This is a genomic window from Pseudomonas sp. KnCO4 (assembly GCF_045344305.1).
GTDB lineage: Bacteria > Pseudomonadota > Gammaproteobacteria > Pseudomonadales > Pseudomonadaceae > Aquipseudomonas > Aquipseudomonas anuradhapurensis.
Genome location: NZ_CP174199.1, coordinates 3,095,892 through 3,113,321, shown reverse-complemented (window position 1 = coordinate 3,113,321; position 17,430 = coordinate 3,095,892). Strand labels below are relative to the sequence as shown.

Genomic DNA, 17,430 nt, shown 5'->3' with positions numbered 1-17,430 from the left:
TATCCTTCGGTCAATTCAGGTGGCGGCCCAGGCGGGCTTCCAGGTGCTTCAACAGGCGCCGCACCAGTTCGACGATCAGCAGGTAGAGCACGGCGGCCCACAGGTAGATCTGGAAGTCGAAACTGCGCGAGAAGGCCAGCTTGGTCACGCCCATCAGGTCGTAGATGGTCACCAGCGAGGCGATCGCGCTGGCCTTGATCATCAGGATCAGTTCGTTGCCCAGCGGGCCGATGGCCACCAACAGCGACTGCGGCAGGATCACCTTGAAAAAGGTGGTCGAGCGCTTCAGGTTCAGGGCCCGCGCTGCTTCATGCTGGCCAGGAGCCACGGCCATCAGGCTGCCGCGGAAGATCTCGGCCTGGTAGGCGGCCGTGTTCAAGGTGAATGCCAGCAAGGTGCAGAACCACGCCTCGCGGAAGAACCACCACAGGCCGACGTCCTGCCAGAAGCCCTTGAGCGAGCCCAGGCCGTAATACAGCAGGAACAGCTGGGCCAGCAGCGGCGAGCCGCGGAAGAAGTACACGTAGCTTGCAGCCATGCGTTGCAGCAGCAGGCTGCGCGACATGCGCGCCAGGGCCAGCAGCAGGCCCAGCAGGGCACCCAGGCTGAAGGAAATCGCCACCAGTTTGGCGGTTACCAGCAGGCCATCGAGGAAGCGCGGGCCGTAGCGCTCCAGCAGGTTGGGGTCGACCACCAACGCCAGCAGTTGTTCGAGGCTCATGCGCGTGCTCCTTGCAGGTGGCGGTTGCTGCGCCGTTCGATGAAGGCGAACACGCGCCCGGAGAGGGCGGCGAACAGCAGGTAGCCCAGGCAGGCGACGCCATAGAAGAACATCGGTTCCTTGGTCACGCTGACCGCCAGGTTGGTCTGGCGCATCAGGTCGACCAGCGAGATGGTGGAAACCAGTGAGGTGTCCTTGAGCAGCGACAGCCAGTTGTTGGACAGGCCGGGCAGGGCGATACGGGTGAGTTGTGGCAGCAGCACCTTGAAGAAACCCGTGCGTTTGCTCAGGCCCAGCGCCGAGCACGCTTCCAGCTGGCCCTTGGGCAAGGTCTTGAAGGCGGCCAGCCAGATTTCGCTGGAAAAGGCGGCGAACACCAGGCTGAAGGCGATCATCGCGGCCAGGAAGGTGTTGATCAGGAATTCACCCGGATAACCCATGGCGGCGAGGATCTTCTGCGCCGCGATCTGGCAACCGTAATAGATGATCAGCAGCGTCAGCAGTTCGGGCAGGCCACGGAACACGGTGGAGAAGGTGGTGGCCCAGAGCCGCGGCAGGCGCTTGCGCGAGCGTGCCGCGAGGGCGACCAGCAGGCCCAGCGGCAGGCCGACGGGCAGGCAGGCCAGGGCCAGGGACAGGGTGACCAGGGCGCCGGCCAGCAGCGCCTGGCCCCAGCCTCCGCTGGCGAAGGACAGCAAGGACAATTGATCGAGCATGACAAACCCCTAGGATGGGCAACGCGGACTCTTTGCAGGAGCGGCCTGGTGTCACCAAGGGCTGCGCAGCAGCCCCAGGATCTATGCCGTGGCAGGGATTGCCGGGGCCGCCTTGCGGCCCTGTCGCGACGCAAGGCCGCTCCTGCAGATTGCGCAGTTTCCTGAAGATCAGTTGTAGATATCGAAAGCGAAGTACTTGCTGGCGATCTTCTGGTAGGTGCCGTTGGCCACTATCTGTTGCAGCGCGGTATTCAGGCGCTGGCGCAGGGCTTCGTCGTCCTTGCGCACGGCAATCGCGGCGTCGGCCTTGGTGTTGGCCACGTCACCGAGGATCTTGCAGCAGTCGCCGCCGTTCTTGGTCATCCACTCCTGCAGCGGGAACTTGTCGGCGATCACGCCATCCAGGCGGCCAGCGGCGAGGTCGGCGTTGGCTTCGTCCATGGTCGGGTACAGCTTCACGTCGGCGCCTGCCTTGGCATAGACGTCTTCGGCGTAGATGGCCTGGGTCGACGACGACTGCGCGCCGACGGTATAACCGTCGAAGTTGGTCTGGGCGTCGCTGATCTTGCTGTCCTTGGCCACGGCGACGGTCAGCGGTGTGCGGTAGTAGTGGTCGGTAAAGGCGATCTTCTGGCGCCGCTCCTCGGTGTTGATCATCGAGGCCACCACCGCGTCGTACTTGCGTGCCATCAGGGCGGGGATGATGCCTTCCCAGTCCTGGGCCACCAGCGTGCATTCGACTTTCATCTGCTCGCACAGGGCGTGGGTGATGTCGACATCGAAGCCATGCAACTGGTTATTGGCGTCGACGTAATTGAAGGGCGGGTAGGCGCCCTCGGTGGCGAAGCGCAGGGTTTCGGCACTGGCGGCGCCCGACAGCAGCAGGGCGCACGCACCCACCAAGGCCATGGTCTTGTTCATCTCGCACCTCTTGCACTCTTGCTATTGTTGTTTTCCCGCCGACCACGAGGTGTAGCCGACGAATTCGTTATGTAGAGCGGCAGTTGCTTCCAAGCGTTTTTCAACATCCGGCCCGAGCTTCTTGCAGACCTCGTTGACCATCAGGTGCACCCACGACAGCATGGTCGAGGTGGACTCCCAGAACAGGTTGAATTCGGTGGGGATGCGGAACACCTCGTCGGCATTGGCATCGGCCCAGTCACAGAAGGTGTCGGTCACCAGGGTGACCGCAATGCCGGCCTCGCGCGCCTTCTGGCACAACAGCAGGGCATGGCGGGAATAGCGGCGTGCCTCGAATACCACCAGGGCGCTGTCCTCGGCGCGGCCCAGCAACACGTCGCCGAAGTGGCCGGCGCCGAGATCGACCAGTTGCACACCGTCGCGCAGGTACTGCAGCAGATGGCTCATGCACATGGCGATGCCGCGCTCGGTCTGGAAACCGGCAATGAACACCCGCTGCTTGCTCGCCAGGCGTTGCGCGACGGCGTGCCAGGCGCTGCCCTGGCGATACTCGTGCACACGCACCAGGGCGGCGATTTCCAGCTCCAGGCTGCCAGCGTTGTCGCCGGCGTCCTGATTCTGGCGGTAATCTTGCAGGCGGTCGCCCACCAGCCACGGGCCGTCACCCAGGTCGTTCTGCAGGTCTTGCTTGAGCGCCTTGAGATGGGCATAACCCAGTGAGCGGCAGAAGCGGCCAACGCTGGATTCGCTGACGCCCAGCTTGGCAGCGATGCTGGCCGAGGTCTGGAACGGCAGTTCATGCAGGTTGGCGAGCATGTAGGTGGCGATCTTGCGGCCGGAAGCTGCGGCCCCTTCGAGGCTGTGTTCCAGGCGTTGCTTGATCATTTGGCTCATGCTGCGGCTCCAGGGGTGAGGCTTGTGGAAGAAAATGAATGTTTTCTGTCATCAAGTCAACAATTGACAGATAGCTGTCACATGCAGGAAAGTTTTTGTCGTTGCACGCTGTAGCCATTCCAATTCCAACAAAGGAGCTTCAGATGTCCGCACCTTCCACCAGCACCGTCGTGCGCGTGCCTTTCACCGAGCTCCAGGCCTTGTTGCAGGCTATTTTTCAGCGCCATGGCTGCAGCGATGGCGTGGCCCGTGTATTGGCTCACAATTGCGCCAGCGCCCAGCGCGATGGTGCCCACAGCCATGGGGTGTTCCGCATGCCCGGCTATGTCTCGACGCTGGCCAGTGGCTGGGTCGACGGCCAGGCCACGCCGCAGGTCAGCGACGTGGCGGCTGGCTATGTGCGTGTCGATGCCGCAGGCGGCTTTGCCCAGCCGGCACTGGCGGCAGCCCGTGATCTCCTGGTGGCCAAGGCGCGCAACGCTGGCATCGCGGTACTGGCGATTCACAACTCGCACCACTTCGCCGCGCTGTGGCCAGACGTTGAACCTTTCGCCGAGGAAGGCCTGGTGGCCCTGAGCGTGGTCAACAGCATGACCTGCGTGGTGCCGCATGGTGCGCGCAAGCCGCTGTTTGGCACCAACCCCATCGCCTTTGCCGCGCCCTGTGCCGAGCACGACCCGATCGTCTTCGACATGGCCACCAGTGCCATGGCCCACGGTGACGTGCAGATTGCCGCGCGCGCTGGCCAGCAGCTGCCTGAAGGCATGGGCGTGGATGCCAATGGCGAGCCGACCACCGACCCCAAGGCAATCCTCGAAGGTGGCGCCTTGCTGCCGTTTGGCGGGCACAAGGGCTCGGCGCTGTCGATGATGGTCGAGTTGCTGGCGGCGGCGCTGACCGGCGGGCACTTTTCGTGGGAATTCGACTGGTCGGGGCATCCGGGCGCGAAAACACCATGGACCGGGCAGCTGATCATCGTCATCGACCCGAGCAAGGCCGAGGGCGAGCGCTTTGCCCAGCGCAGCCGCGAACTGGTGGAACAGATGCAGGCGGTGGGATTGACGCGCATGCCTGGCGAACGGCGTTACCGCGAGCGCGAGGTCGCCGAGGAGGAGGGGGTGGCGCTGACCGAGCAGGAATTACAAGGCCTTCAGGCGTTGCTTGGCTGACCCGGCCTCTTCGCGGGCACGCCCGCTCCCACAGGGATATCACCGTCCTCGCAGTACCGGTGGGGGCGGGCTTGCCCGCGAAGAATTCGCCACTGCCCCGAGCCATGCATCGTTGCATGGACAACCTTGCACAATAGTTGATGTTCCTGACCGTGCACTCCGGGTATGCTCAGGGCTGACTTTTCGTACTGTCCTGATCCAAGGAGCTGCACGCTGTGTTCAAACATGTCGATGCCTATGCCGGCGACCCGATCCTCTCGCTGATGGAAACCTTCAAGGCCGACCCGCGCGCCGACAAGGTCAACCTGAGTATCGGCCTGTACTACGATGAGGCCGGCGTGGTGCCGCAACTGGCGGCTGTGGATGCGGTGGAAAAACGCATCGCCGGCCAGGACCATGAAGCTTCGCTGTACCTGCCGATGGAAGGCCTGGCCAGCTACCGCCAGGCCATCCAGGCGCTGCTGTTCGGGGCCGATCACCCGGCCGTGACCGCTGGCCGCGTAGCGACCGTGCAGACCGTGGGCGGTTCCGGTGCGCTGAAAGTCGGTGCCGACTTCCTCAAGCGCTACTTCCCGCAATCCGAAGTCTGGGTCAGCAACCCGACCTGGGACAACCACCGCGCCATCTTCGAAGGCGCCGGTTTCAAGGTGCACACCTACCCGTACTTCGACCAGGCCAGCCGTGGCGTGGACTTCGACGGCATGCTGGCCACCTTGCAAACCCTGCCGGCCAACAGCGTAGTGCTGCTGCACCCGTGCTGCCACAACCCGACCGGGGCCGACCTGGACCAGAACCAGTGGCAACAGGTGGTCGAAGTGGTCAAGGCACGCCAGCTGATCCCGTTCCTCGACATTGCCTACCAGGGCTTCGCCGAAGGCCTGGTGGAAGACGCCTACGCCATCCGCGAAATGGCCCGCGCCGGCGTGCCGTGCCTGGTCAGCAACTCGTTCTCGAAAATTTTCTCGCTGTATGGCGAGCGCGTCGGTGGCTTGTCGGTGGTCTGCGACGACGAGGCCACCGCCCAGAGCGTGCTCGGCCAGCTCAAGGCCACCGTGCGCCGCAACTACTCCAGCCCGCCCAACTTCGGCGCCCAGCTGGTCGCTGGCGTGCTCGGCGATGCCGGCCTCAATGCCCAGTGGGCGGCGGAAGTCGAAGTGATGCGCAAGCGCATCCTCGACATGCGCCAGGCGCTGGTCGATGCCCTGGCGGTGCTGCTGCCAGGCCAGGACTTCCAGTTCTTCCTGCGTCAGCGCGGCATGTTCAGCTACACCGGCTTCAGCGTCGAGCAGGTACGCCGCCTGCGTGACGAGTTCGGGGTGTACCTGATCGATAGCGGCCGCGTGTGCATGTCCGGCCTGCGCCCGGCCAACCTGCAACGGGTTGCCGAAGCCTTCGCTGCGGTCCAGAAGTAAACTTCTCCCAGGGCGGCGCGCCCTGGGAGGAGCGGCCTCGTGTCGCGATAGGGGCGCACAGCGCCCCACATTTTGCAGCTTCGCCGCAAATATTGTCGGGGTCGCGTCGCGGCCCATCGCGACGCAAGGCCGCTCCTGCACAGTCCCCTCCAGCCTGTAGGCACAACCCGCTTGTAAAGACAAGTGCAACCGTCCCTCGGATAGGGCTTCGCAAGTGCAACCTTTCCGTGCACAATCGCGCCCCTCTTTCCCGGTTGAGTTGGGCGGAACGTCTAGTCCGCCATTCTCAGCCTGTTGCAGTCTTGCGAGTGGAGCTTCACCCGGAATGAATGAGCAGGCCCCGAGCGTTGAACAACGCTTTGCAGAATCGACCCCCGCCACCCTCGGCAGCTGGTCGCGTCACGACACCACCTGGATGCTGGGCCTGTTCGGCACAGCCATCGGCGCCGGAACCCTGTTCCTGCCGATCAACGCGGGCCTCGGCGGCTTCTGGCCGCTGCTGATCCTGGCCGCGCTGGCCTTCCCGATGACTTATTTTGCCCACCGCGGGCTGACCCGCTTCGTCCTCTCGGGGCGCGCGGGTGGCGACATCACCGAGGTGGTCAAGGAGCACTTCGGCGCCTCCGCCGGCGGCGCGATCACCGTGCTGTACTTCTTCGCGATCTTCCCGATCCTGCTTATCTATAGCGTGGCGCTGACCAACACCGTGGCCAGCTTCATGGAGCACCAGCTGCACCTGGAGCCGCCGCCGCGGGCCATCCTGTCGTTCGTGCTGATCCTCGGCCTGCTGGCCATCGTGCGCTGCGGCGAGCAGGCCACGGTGAAGGTCATGAGCCTGCTGGTCTACCCGTTCATCGTCGCCCTGGGGCTGCTGGGCCTGTACCTGGTCCCGCACTGGACCGGCGGCATCCTCGATGGCGCCCACCAGGTGCCGCCGGCATCGGCGTTCCTGCATACCGTGTGGCTGGCGATTCCGGTGATGGTGTTCTCGTTCAACCACTCGCCGATCATCTCGGCCTTTGCCGTTGACCAGAAACGCCGTTACGGGGAGCACGCCGATGAGCGCAGCGGCCAGATCCTGCGGCGCGCACACCTGCTGATGGTGCTGATGGTGCTGTTCTTCGTGTTCAGCTGCGTGCTCACCCTGAACAGCGCCCAGCTGGCCGAGGCCAAGGCACAGAACCTGTCGATCCTGTCGTACCTGGCCAACCACTTCAGCAACCCGACCATCGCCTTCGCCGCGCCGCTGATTGCCTTCGTGGCCATCGCCAAGTCCTTCCTCGGCCACTACATCGGTGCCAGCGAAGGCCTCAAGGGTATCATCACCAAGACGGGCGCGCGCCCGGGGGGCAAGGCCCTGGACCGTGTGGTAGCCGCGCTGATGCTGGTGGTGTGCTGGATCGTGGCCACCCTCAACCCGAGCATCCTCGGCATGATCGAGTCGCTGGGCGGCCCGATTATCGCGGTGTTGCTGTTCCTGATGCCGATGTATGCCATCCGCCGGGTACCGTCGATGCGCAAGTACAGCGGTGCGGCGTCCAACCTGTTCGTCGTGGTGGTCGGCCTGGTGGCACTGACCTCGGTGGTGTACGGCCTGGTGAGCTGATGCACTGCAGGCGATGAAGCATGCCCGGGGCGTTTGTCGCTACCCGGGCATTTTTTTGTCCACAAGTTTTGTCAGGCAATAGAACAATTTCACCTGCCCCATAGGCACCCGACCGCCTTCATGCTTAACTCAGTGTCCTTTTCAAACCCCCGCATAAGGAATTCGTCATGGCTCAAGTGACTCTCAAAGGCAACCCGGTCCAGGTCAACGGCAACCTGCCACAGCCCGGCGCCCAGGCTCCGGCTTTCTCCCTGGTCGGTGAAGGCCTGGCCGACAAGTCGCTGCAGGACTACGCCGGCAAGCGCAAGGTGCTGAACATTTTCCCTAGCGTCGATACCCCGACCTGCGCTACTTCCGTGCGCAAGTTCAACGCCCAGGCCAACAAACTGGCCAACACCGTGGTGCTGTGCATCTCCGCCGACCTGCCGTTCGCCCAGGCCCGCTTCTGCGGCGCCGAGGGCCTGGACAACGTGAAGAACCTGTCGACCCTGCGTGGCCGCGAGTTCCTCGACAACTACGGCGTCGCCATCGCCGACGGCCCGCTGGCCGGCCTGGCTGCCCGCGCCGTGGTGGTGCTGGACGAGAACGACAAGGTGCTGCACAGCGAGCTGGTTGGCGAAATCGCCGACGAGCCGAACTACGATGCGGCGCTGGCTGTACTGAAGTAATTGCCATCTGGGGGCGGTACAGGCAGCGGAACTTTCCAGCCCGCCACCGCTCCAGGTAACACCCTGTAAACGGCCCGGAACGCGTTCCGGGCCGTTTTCATTTAAAGTTCAGGGTTTTGGCAACGTCAGGCAAAGGTAAACCTCTGGTAAAGGCCCTTTGCTAAAGCGATGCCAGTGCTTATCGTTTCATCCTCCCCACGTCGTCATTCCGAACAAGGTTCGTTCAACCCATGCAAGCGCCCAATTCCCGTTCCCCCCGTCGCTGGCTCGTCGGCCTGCTGATCCTGCTGCTGGTGGCTGCCCTGGCCTGGTGGCTGTGGCCTGCCGCGACGCCTGCGCACAAGGACAGCAGTGGCGGGCGCGCCGGCAAGGGCGCGGGCATGGGCATGATGGGCGGCCGCCCGGGCTTCGGCGGCTCCAGCGACCCGGTCCCGGTGCGTGTCGAGCCGGTGCGGGTGGGCGATTTCCCGCTGTACTACAAGGCGCTGGGCACGGTCACCGCGACCAATACGGTGAACGTGCGCAGCCGCGTCGCCGGCGAGCTGGTGAAGATCCACTTCAAGGAGGGCCAGCAGGTCAAGGCCGGCGACCTGCTCGCCGAGATCGACCCGCGCCCCTACCGCATCGCCCTGCAACAGGCCGAAGGCACCCTGGCGCAGAACCAGGCGCAGCTGAAGAACGCCCAGGTTGATCTGGCCCGCTATAAAGGCCTGTATGCCGAAGACAGTATCGCCAAGCAGACCCTCGACACTGCCGAAGCACAGGTGGCGCAGTTCCAGGGGCTGGTCAAGACCAACCAGGCGCAGGTCAACGACGCCCGCCTGAACCTCGAGTTCACCCAGATCCGTGCGCCGATCAACGGTCGCGTGGGCCTGCGCCAGCTCGACCTGGGCAACCTGGTGGCGGCCAACGACACCACCGCGCTGGTGGTGATCACCCAGACCGAACCGATCAGCGTCGCCTTCACCCTGCCGGAAACCGAGCTGAGCACGGTGCTGGAGCGCTATCGCAGCGGCGCCAGCCTGCCGGTCGAGGCCTGGGACCGCAGCGACAGCAAACTGCAGTCCACCGGCGTGCTGGGCAGCATCGACAACCAGATCGACACCACCACCGGCACCCTCAAGTTCAAGGGCCGCTTCGAGAACAGGGACCTGGCCCTGTTCCCCAACCAGTTCGTCAACGTGCGCCTGCTTGCCGACACCCTCAGGCAGGTGACCTTGGCCCCGGCGGCAGCCATCCAGTTCGGCAACGATGGCACCTTCGCCTACGTGGTCAACGAGCAGAGCACGGTGAACGTGCGCAAGCTCAAGGTGGGCGCCAGCGACGGTGAGTACAGCGTCATCCTCGAAGGCCTCAAGGCCGGTGAGCGCCTGGTGCTGGAGGGCACCGACCGGCTGCGCGAAGGCACCAAGGTGGAAGTGGTCGAAGACAGCTCGCAAGTGCCGACCAGCCCCGGCCAGCAGCTGCAGGGGCAGGAGGCCAAGGGCGCGGCGCAGGCCGGTGAAGCCCAGCCCGGCCAGGCCGCAGGCAAGGCCGGCGCATGAACCTCTCGCGCCCGTTCATCCTGCGCCCGGTCGCCACCACGCTGAGCATGCTGGCCATCGTCCTGGCCGGCCTGATCGCCTACAAGCTGCTGCCGGTTTCCGCCTTGCCGCAGGTGGATTACCCGACCATCCGGGTCATGACCCTGTACCCCGGCGCCAGCCCGCAGGTCATGACCAGCGCCGTCACTGCGCCGCTGGAGCGCCAGTTCGGGCAGATGCCGGGCCTGGAACAGATGGCCTCGACCAGCTCCGGCGGCGCCTCGGTGCTGACCCTGCGCTTCAACCTCGACATGAACATGGACGTGGCCGAGCAGCAGGTGCAGGCCGCGATCAATGCCGCCAGCAACCTGTTGCCCAGCGACCTGCCGGCGCCACCGGTGTACAACAAGGTCAACCCGGCCGACACGCCGGTGCTGACCCTGGCCATTTCCAGCAAGACCATGCCGTTGCCCAAGCTCAACGACCTGGTCGATACCCGCGTGGCGCAGAAGCTCGCGCAGATCAGTGGCGTGGGCATGGTCAGCATCGCCGGCGGCCAGCGCCAGGCGGTGCGGATCAAGGTCAATGTCGATGCCCTGGCTGCCAACGGCCTGAACCTGGAGGACGTGCGCACCCTGATCGGTGCCTCCAACGTCAACCAGCCCAAGGGCAACTTCGACGGGCCGACCCGCGTCTCGATGCTCGACGCCAACGACCAGCTGCGCTCTCCCGAGGAGTACGCCAACCTGATCCTGGCCTACAACAACGGGGCACCGCTGCGCCTGAAGGACGTCGCCGAAATCGTCGATGGCGCGGAGAACGAACGCCTGGCCGCCTGGGCCAATGACAACCACGCGGTGCTGCTGAACATCCAGCGCCAGCCGGGCGCCAACGTCATTGAAGTGGTCGATCGGATCAAGGAGCTGTTGCCGTCGATCACCGACAACCTGCCGGCCGGCCTCGACGTCTCGGTGCTCACCGACCGCACCCAGACCATCCGTGCCGCAGTCAAGGACGTGCAGCACGAGTTGCTGCTGGCCATCGCCCTGGTGGTGATGGTCACCTTTGTCTTCCTGCGCCGGTTCAGCGCCACCATCATCCCGTCGATTGCCGTGCCGCTGTCGCTGATCGGAACCTTCGGCGTGATGTACCTGGCCGGTTTCTCGGTCAACAACCTGACGCTGATGGCCCTGACCATCGCCACCGGCTTCGTGGTCGACGATGCCATCGTCATGCTGGAGAACATCTCCCGGCACATCGAGGAGGGCGAGACACCGATGCAGGCGGCGCTCAAGGGCGCCCGGCAGATCGGCTTCACCCTGGTCTCGCTGACCTTCTCGCTGATTGCGGTACTGATTCCGCTGCTGTTCATGGCCGATGTGGTCGGCCGCCTGTTCCGCGAGTTCGCCATCACCCTGGCGGTGGCCATCCTGATTTCCCTGGTGGTGTCGCTGACCCTCACGCCGATGATGTGCGCGCGCCTGCTCAAGCGTGAGCCCGAGCCCGCAGAACAGGGCCGTTTCTACCGCGCCAGTGGCGCCTGGATCGACTGGCTGATCAGGCACTACGGCAGTGCCTTGCAGTGGGTACTCAAGCACCAGCCGCTGACCTTGCTGGTGGCCGTGGCCAGCCTGGCGCTCACCGTGTTCCTCTACATGATGGTGCCCAAGGGCTTCTTCCCGGTGCAGGACACCGGGGTGATCCAGGGTATTTCCGAAGCGCCGCAAGCCACCTCGTTCGCCGCCATGAGCGAGCGCCAGCAAGCCTTGAGCAAGGTGATCCTGCAGGACCCGGCGGTGCAGAGCCTGTCGTCCTACATCGGCGTCGATGGCGACAACGCCACGCTCAACAGTGGCCGCCTGCTGATCAACCTCAAGCCGCATGGCGAGCGCGATGTCAGCGCCAGCGAGGTGATCAGCCGCCTGCAGCCGCAACTCGATCGCCTGGTGGGGATCCGCCTGTTCATGCAGCCGGTGCAGGACCTGAGCATCGAGGACCGGGTCAGCCGTACCCAGTACCAGTTCAGCCTGTCGTCACCGGATGCCGACCTGCTGGCGCAGTGGAGCGGCAAGCTGGTGCAGGCGCTGCAGCAACGCCCGGAACTGGCCGACGTGGCCAGTGACCTGCAGGACAAGGGCCTGCAGGTATACCTGGTGATTGACCGCGACATGGCCAGCCGCCTGGGCATCAGCGTGTCGCAGATCACCAACGCCCTGTACGACGCGTTCGGCCAGCGGCAGATCTCCACCATCTACACCCAGGCCAGCCAATACCGCGTGGTGCTGCAGTCGAAAGACGCAGCGGTCATTGGCCCGCAGGCGCTGGAGTCGGTCCATGTCAAGGCGAGTGATGGCGGCCAGGTGCGGCTGTCGGCCCTGGCGCGCATCGAGCAGCGCCAGGCGCAGCTGGCGATTTCCCACATCGGCCAGTTCCCGGCGGTGACCCTGTCGTTCAACCTGGCCCACGGCGCATCGCTGGGCAAGGCGGTGCAGGTGATCGAGCAGGTGCAACAGGACATCGGCATGCCGCTGGGCGTGCAGACCCGCTTCCAGGGCGCCGCCGAGGCGTTCCAGGCGTCGCTGTCGAGCACCCTGCTGCTGATCCTGGCGGCGGTGGTGACCATGTACATCGTGCTCGGCGTGCTGTACGAAAGCTACATCCACCCGGTGACCATCCTCTCCACCCTGCCGTCGGCAGCGGTCGGGGCCTTGCTGGCCTTGCTCATCAGCGGCAATGACCTGGGCATGATCGCCATCATCGGCATCATCCTGCTGATCGGCATCGTCAAGAAGAACGCGATCATGATGATCGACTTTGCCCTCGAGGCCGAGCGCCAGCAGGGCATGAGCCCGCGCGATGCAATCTACCAGGCGGCACTGCTGCGCTTCCGGCCGATCCTGATGACCACCCTGGCCGCGCTGTTCGGCGCCGTGCCGCTGATGTTCGCCACCGGTTCCGGTGCCGAGCTGCGCCAGCCGCTGGGCCTGGTGATGGTCGGCGGGTTGCTGGTCAGCCAGGTGCTGACGCTGTTCACCACCCCGGTCATCTACCTGTACTTCGATCGCCTGGCCCGTCGCTGGCGCCCGACCACCGATGTTAGGCAGGCCCAGGCATGAACCTGTCCGGCCCGTTCATCCGTCGCCCGGTGGCAACCATGCTGCTGAGCCTGGCGATCATGCTGCTGGGTGGGGTCAGCTTCGGCCTGCTGCCGGTGGCACCGCTTCCGCAGATGGACTTCCCGGTGATCGTAGTGACGGCCAACCTGCCCGGCGCCAGCCCCGAGGTCATGGCCTCCACCGTGGCCACGCCGCTGGAACGCAAGCTCGGCAGTATCGCTGGCGTGACCACCTTGACCAGCAGCTCCAACCAGGGCTCCACCCGGGTGATCATCGGCTTCGAGATCGGCCGTGACATCGACGGGGCGGCGCGCGAGGTGCAGGCCGCGATCAACGCCACCCGCAACCTGTTGCCCAGCGGCATGCGCAGCATGCCCACCTACAAGAAGGTCAACCCGTCGCAGGCACCGATCATGGTGCTGTCGCTGACCTCGCAGGTGCTGCAGAAAGGCCAGTTGTACGACCTGGCCGATACCATCCTGGCGCAAAGCCTGGCACAGGTGCCGGGGGTAGGGGAGGTGCAGATCGGCGGCAGTTCGCTGCCGGCGGTGCGGATTGCTGTGGAACCGCAACTGCTCAACCAGTACGGTGTGTCGCTGGACGAGGTGCGCACGGCGGTATCCAACGCCAACCAGCGCCGGCCCATGGGCTTTGTCGAGGATGCCGAGCGTAACTGGCAGGTGCGCGCCAACGATCAGCTGGAAAGCGCCAGGGACTACGAGCCGGTGGTGATCCGCCAGCAGAACGGCACCATTCTGCGCCTTTCCGACGTGGCGACCATTACCGATGGTGTCGAGAACCGCTACAACAGCGGTTTCTTCAACGACCAGAGTGCCGTCCTGCTGGTGGTCAACCGCCAGAGCGGCGCCAACATCATCGAGACCGTGGACCAGATCAAGGCGCAACTGCCGGCCTTGCAGTCATTGTTGCCGGCCAGCGTGCAACTGAACGTGGCCATGGACCGCTCGCCGGTGATCAAGGCCACCCTGAAGGAAGCCGAGCACACCCTGCTGATCGCGGTGGTGCTGGTGATCCTGGTGGTCTACCTGTTCCTCGGCAGCCTGCGCGCCTCGCTGATCCCCAGCCTGGCCGTGCCGGTGTCGCTGGTGGGGACCTTCGCGGTCATGTACCTGTGTGGCTTCTCGCTCAACAACCTGTCGCTGATGGCGCTGATCCTGGCCACCGGGCTGGTGGTGGACGATGCCATCGTGGTGCTGGAAAACATCTCCCGGCATATCGAGGATGGCCAGCCGCCGCTGAAGGCGGCCTACCTCGGTGCCAGGGAGGTGGGCTTCACCTTGCTGTCGATGAACGTGTCGCTGGTGGCGGTGTTCGTGTCCATCCTGTTCATGGGTGGCATCGTGCGCAACCTGTTCCAGGAGTTCTCGATCACCCTGGCGGCGGCGATCATCGTGTCGCTGGTGGTTTCGCTGACCCTCACGCCGATGCTCTGCGCCCGCTGGCTGCGGCCACACCGGGCCGAGCAGACCCGCCTGCAGCGCTGGAGCGACAAGCTGCACCGGAACATGGTCGAGGCCTATGACCGCAGCCTGGGCTGGGCCTTGCGGCACAAGCGCCTGACCCTGGTCAGCCTGCTGGCGACCATCGGCATCAATATCGCCCTGTACGTGGTGGTCCCCAAGACGCTGATGCCGCAGCAGGACACTGGCCAGCTGATGGGCTTCATCCGGGGTGACGACGGTTTGTCGTTCAGCGTGATGCAACCGAAGATGGAAATCTATCGCCGTGCCTTGCTGGCCGACCCGGCGGTGCAGAGCGTTGCCGGCTTCATCGGCGGCAACAGCGGCACGAACAACGCCTTCGTGCTGGTGCGCCTGAAACCGATTCACGAGCGCAAGCTCGATGCGCAGAAGGTGATCGAACGCCTGCGCAAAGAGATGCCCAAGGTGCCAGGCGGGCGCCTGTTCCTGATGGCCGACCAGGACCTGCAACTGGGCGGCGGCGGCCGTGACCAGACCTCGTCGCAGTACCTGTACACCTTGCAGAGTGGCGACCTGGCGGCGTTGCGCGAGTGGTTCCCGAAAGTGGTTGCAGCACTGCGTGCGCTGCCGCAGCTGACCGCCATCGATGCCCGCGACGGGGCCGGGACCCAGCAGGTAACCCTGGTGGTCGACCGTGACCAGGCCAAGCGCCTGGGGATCGACATGGACATGGTCACCACGGTGCTCAACAACGCCTACAGCCAACGGCAGATCTCCACCATCTACGACAGCCTCAACCAGTACCAGGTGGTGCTGGAGATCAACCCGAAATACGCCTGGGACCCGAGCACCCTGGAGCAGGTGCAGGTAATCACCGCTGATGGCGCCCGCGTTCCGCTGTCGACCATCGCCCATTACGAGAACAGCCTGGCCAACGACCGGGTCAGCCATGAAGGGCAATTCGCGGCCGAAAGCATCGCCTTCGATATCGCCGAAGGCTACAGCCCCGACCAGGCCATGGTGGCGCTGGAGCGCGCGGTGGCCAAGCTGGGCCTGCCGGAGGAAGTGATTGCCAGGCTCGGTGGCAGTGCCGATGCCTTCGCCAAGACCCAGCAAGGCCAGCCGCTGATGATCCTGGGCGCGCTGGTGCTGGTGTACCTGGTGCTGGGTATCCTCTACGAAAGCTACATTCACCCGCTGACCATCCTGTCGACACTGCCCTCGGCTGGCGTCGGCGCCTTGCTGGCGCTGTACGTCACGGGTGGCGAGTTCAGCCTGATCTCGCTACTGGGCTTGTTCCTGTTGATTGGCGTGGTGAAGAAGAACGCGATCCTGATGATCGACCTGGCCTTGCAACTGGAACGTCACCAGGGCCTGTCGCCGGAGGCGTCGATCCGCCGTGCCTGCCTGCTGCGCCTGCGGCCGATCCTGATGACCACCCTGGCGGCCATCCTCGGTGCCTTGCCGCTGCTGCTGAGCAGTGCCGAAGGCGCGGAAATGCGCCAACCGCTGGGCCTGACCATCATCGGAGGGCTGGTGTTCAGCCAGGTCCTCACCCTTTACACGACGCCGGTGGTGTACCTGTACCTGGACCGCCTGCGTCACCGTTTCAACCGTTGGCGCGGCGTGCGCAGCGACGCCGCCCTGGATACCCCGCTATGACTTTTGCCCACACCCCGCTTCACCGAACCCTGCAAGTGCTGGCGCGTGCGCGTGGCTCACACCTGCTCGCTGCCGGGTTGTGCGTGGCCTTGCTCAGTGCCTGCACCCTCAGCCCGGATTATCACCGCCCCGAGATGAGCGGCACGGCGCAGTTCAAGCACGCCGAAGGCTGGACCCAGGCCACGCCGTCCGATGCCATCGCCCGCGGAGCCTGGTGGGAGATCTACGGCGATGCCGGGCTCAATGCGCTGGTCGAGGAACTGAACCGCAGCAACCAGACCGTGGCGCAGTCCGAGGCCCAGTATCGCCAGGCCCAGGCGCTGGTGCGCAGCAGCCGCGCGGCACTGTTCCCCAGCCTCGACCTGAGTGTCGGCAAGAACCGCTCGGCTCAGGGCACCGGCAGCTCCAGTTCGAGCCTGTCCAACAACAGCAGCGGCATTCGCAACACCTACAATGCCCAGCTCGGCGTCAGCTGGGAAATCGACCTGTGGGGCAAGCTGCGCGAAACCCTCGATGCCAACCAGGCGAGTGCCGAAGCCAGCCTGGCCGACCTGGCCTCGATCCGCCTCAGCCAGCAGTCGGAACTGGTGCAGAACTACCTGCAGTTGCGGGTGATCGACGAGCAGAAGCGCCTGCTGGAAGCCACCGTGGCCGCCTATGAGCGTTCGCTGCGGATGACCCAGAACCAGTACCGCGCGGGCGTTGCCGGCCCGGATGCGGTGGCCCAGGCGCGTACCCAGCTGAAAACCACCCAGGCCGACCTGATCGACCTGGCCTGGCAGCGCGCGCAGTTCGAGAATGCCATTGCCGTGTTGCTGGGCAAGGCCCCGGCCGAGTTTGCCCTGGCCGACAGCAAAAGCCTGCCGACACTACCGCAGGTGCCGGTATCCCTGCCATCGCAGTTGCTGGAACGGCGCCCGGACATCGCTGCCGCCGAACGCAACGTGATGGCAGCCAACGCCAACATTGGCGTGGCGCGGGCGGCGTATTTCCCGGACCTCAGCCTGAGCATGAGTGGCGGCTATTCCAGCAGCAGTTTCAACAACTGGATCGAGCTGCCCAACCGCTACTGGTCGGTGGGCCCGCAGCTGGCGCTGACCCTGTTCGATGCCGGCAAGCGCAGCGCCGAAGTGGACCGCACCGTGGCGGTGTATGACCAGACCGTGGCGCAGTACCGCCAGACCGTGCTCGACGGCTTCAAGGAAGTGGAGAACCTGCTGGTGCAGCTGAAAGTGTATGGCGATGAGGCAGTGGTGCGCCAGGAAGCGCTGGATGCTGCGCGCGAGTCGCTGCGCCTGACCGAAAACCAGTACCGTGCGGGGCTGATCGGCTACCTCGATGTGGTCAATGTGCAGACCACCGCGCTGAGCAACGAGCGCAGTGTGTTGAACCTGCTGCAAGGGCGCCTGGTGGCCAGCGTTCAGCTGATTGCCGCGCTGGGCGGGGGCTGGGATGCCGGGCAGGCATTCGCCGCGCAGGACTGACCTGCCTGGCGTCCGCAAGGCACAAAAACCCCGTGCGTTTCGCCTAAGCTTGAGTACAATCGTCAGCTTTTTCCGGGCCTGGCCCCTCGCTGGTAC

At 65.0% G+C, this 17,430-nt stretch carries 12 protein-coding genes; 8 read left to right on the top strand and 4 right to left on the bottom strand.

The window, feature by feature from the left end:
* Positions 1–10: 10 nt before the first annotated feature.
* The 4 genes from ACJA3S_RS14610 to ACJA3S_RS14595 all read right to left on the bottom strand — a co-directional run bounded on the left by ACJA3S_RS14610 (position 11) and on the right by ACJA3S_RS14595 (position 3,252).
* Positions 11–721, bottom strand: coding sequence for an ABC transporter permease (locus ACJA3S_RS14610; protein ID WP_406819024.1), 711 nt, complete (start codon positions 719–721; stop codon positions 11–13).
* The gene (locus ACJA3S_RS14605) at positions 718–1,437 is read right to left on the bottom strand and encodes an ABC transporter permease (protein ID WP_170030245.1); all 720 of its coding nucleotides are present in this window, start codon (positions 1,435–1,437) and stop codon (positions 718–720) included. The genes ACJA3S_RS14610 and ACJA3S_RS14605 overlap by 4 nt, the downstream gene beginning before the upstream one ends.
* A 168-nt stretch (positions 1,438–1,605) precedes the next feature.
* Positions 1,606–2,358 (bottom strand): transporter substrate-binding domain-containing protein, encoded by a 753-nt coding sequence (locus ACJA3S_RS14600; protein WP_406819023.1) that lies wholly within the window; start codon positions 2,356–2,358, stop codon positions 1,606–1,608.
* Between the two features lie 21 nt (positions 2,359–2,379).
* Positions 2,380–3,252: a MurR/RpiR family transcriptional regulator gene (locus tag ACJA3S_RS14595; RefSeq protein WP_200625833.1), complete on the bottom strand. Its 873-nt coding sequence runs from the start codon at positions 3,250–3,252 to the stop codon at positions 2,380–2,382.
* A 143-nt stretch (positions 3,253–3,395) separates the two neighbouring features.
* Here ACJA3S_RS14595 and ACJA3S_RS14590 point away from each other — a divergent pair, with 143 nt between their 5' ends.
* The 8 genes from ACJA3S_RS14590 to ACJA3S_RS14555 all read left to right on the top strand — a co-directional run bounded on the left by ACJA3S_RS14590 (position 3,396) and on the right by ACJA3S_RS14555 (position 17,334).
* A complete protein-coding gene (locus ACJA3S_RS14590; RefSeq protein WP_406819022.1) occupies positions 3,396–4,421 on the top strand; it encodes an Ldh family oxidoreductase in 1,026 nt (341 codons plus the stop codon).
* A gap of 215 nt (positions 4,422–4,636) precedes the next feature.
* Positions 4,637–5,833 carry an aromatic amino acid transaminase gene (locus ACJA3S_RS14585; RefSeq protein WP_406819021.1) on the top strand — a complete coding sequence of 399 codons (1,197 nt, stop codon included), beginning with the start codon at positions 4,637–4,639 and terminating at the stop codon, positions 5,831–5,833.
* Between the two features lie 325 nt (positions 5,834–6,158).
* Positions 6,159–7,439, top strand: coding sequence for a serine/threonine transporter (locus ACJA3S_RS14580; protein ID WP_406819020.1), 1,281 nt, complete (start codon positions 6,159–6,161; stop codon positions 7,437–7,439).
* A gap of 167 nt (positions 7,440–7,606) precedes the next feature.
* Positions 7,607–8,107 carry a thiol peroxidase gene (gene tpx, locus ACJA3S_RS14575; RefSeq protein ID WP_406819019.1) on the top strand — a complete coding sequence of 167 codons (501 nt, stop codon included), beginning with the start codon at positions 7,607–7,609 and terminating at the stop codon, positions 8,105–8,107.
* Positions 8,108–8,337: 230 nt separating this feature from the next.
* A complete protein-coding gene (locus ACJA3S_RS14570; RefSeq protein ID WP_406819018.1) occupies positions 8,338–9,651 on the top strand; it encodes an MdtA/MuxA family multidrug efflux RND transporter periplasmic adaptor subunit in 1,314 nt (437 codons plus the stop codon).
* Positions 9,648–12,746 carry an MdtB/MuxB family multidrug efflux RND transporter permease subunit gene (locus ACJA3S_RS14565; RefSeq protein ID WP_406819017.1) on the top strand — a complete coding sequence of 1,033 codons (3,099 nt, stop codon included), beginning with the start codon at positions 9,648–9,650 and terminating at the stop codon, positions 12,744–12,746. The genes ACJA3S_RS14570 and ACJA3S_RS14565 overlap by 4 nt, the downstream gene beginning before the upstream one ends.
* On the top strand, positions 12,743–15,850 hold the full coding sequence (locus ACJA3S_RS14560; RefSeq protein ID WP_406819016.1) for an efflux RND transporter permease subunit: 3,108 nt from the start codon (positions 12,743–12,745) through the stop codon (positions 15,848–15,850). The genes ACJA3S_RS14565 and ACJA3S_RS14560 overlap by 4 nt, the downstream gene beginning before the upstream one ends.
* On the top strand, positions 15,847–17,334 hold the full coding sequence (locus tag ACJA3S_RS14555) for an efflux transporter outer membrane subunit (protein ID WP_406819015.1): 1,488 nt from the start codon (positions 15,847–15,849) through the stop codon (positions 17,332–17,334). Before ACJA3S_RS14560 ends, ACJA3S_RS14555 begins: the two co-directional genes overlap by 4 nt.
* Positions 17,335–17,430 lie beyond the last annotated feature (96 nt).

Coding starts and splice junctions, on each gene's coding strand:
- ACJA3S_RS14605 (WP_170030245.1), bottom strand. CDS start 1,437: ATGCTCGATCAATTGTCCTTGCTGTCCTTCGCCAGCGGAGGCTGGGGC.
- tpx (WP_406819019.1), top strand. CDS start 7,607: ATGGCTCAAGTGACTCTCAAAGGCAACCCGGTCCAGGTCAACGGCAAC.
- ACJA3S_RS14560 (WP_406819016.1), top strand. CDS start 12,743: ATGAACCTGTCCGGCCCGTTCATCCGTCGCCCGGTGGCAACCATGCTG.
- ACJA3S_RS14555 (WP_406819015.1), top strand. CDS start 15,847: ATGACTTTTGCCCACACCCCGCTTCACCGAACCCTGCAAGTGCTGGCG.
- ACJA3S_RS14570 (WP_406819018.1), top strand. CDS start 8,338: ATGCAAGCGCCCAATTCCCGTTCCCCCCGTCGCTGGCTCGTCGGCCTG.
- ACJA3S_RS14600 (WP_406819023.1), bottom strand. CDS start 2,358: ATGAACAAGACCATGGCCTTGGTGGGTGCGTGCGCCCTGCTGCTGTCG.
- ACJA3S_RS14580 (WP_406819020.1), top strand. CDS start 6,159: ATGAATGAGCAGGCCCCGAGCGTTGAACAACGCTTTGCAGAATCGACC.
- ACJA3S_RS14595 (WP_200625833.1), bottom strand. CDS start 3,252: ATGAGCCAAATGATCAAGCAACGCCTGGAACACAGCCTCGAAGGGGCC.
- ACJA3S_RS14610 (WP_406819024.1), bottom strand. CDS start 721: ATGAGCCTCGAACAACTGCTGGCGTTGGTGGTCGACCCCAACCTGCTG.
- ACJA3S_RS14590 (WP_406819022.1), top strand. CDS start 3,396: ATGTCCGCACCTTCCACCAGCACCGTCGTGCGCGTGCCTTTCACCGAG.
- ACJA3S_RS14565 (WP_406819017.1), top strand. CDS start 9,648: ATGAACCTCTCGCGCCCGTTCATCCTGCGCCCGGTCGCCACCACGCTG.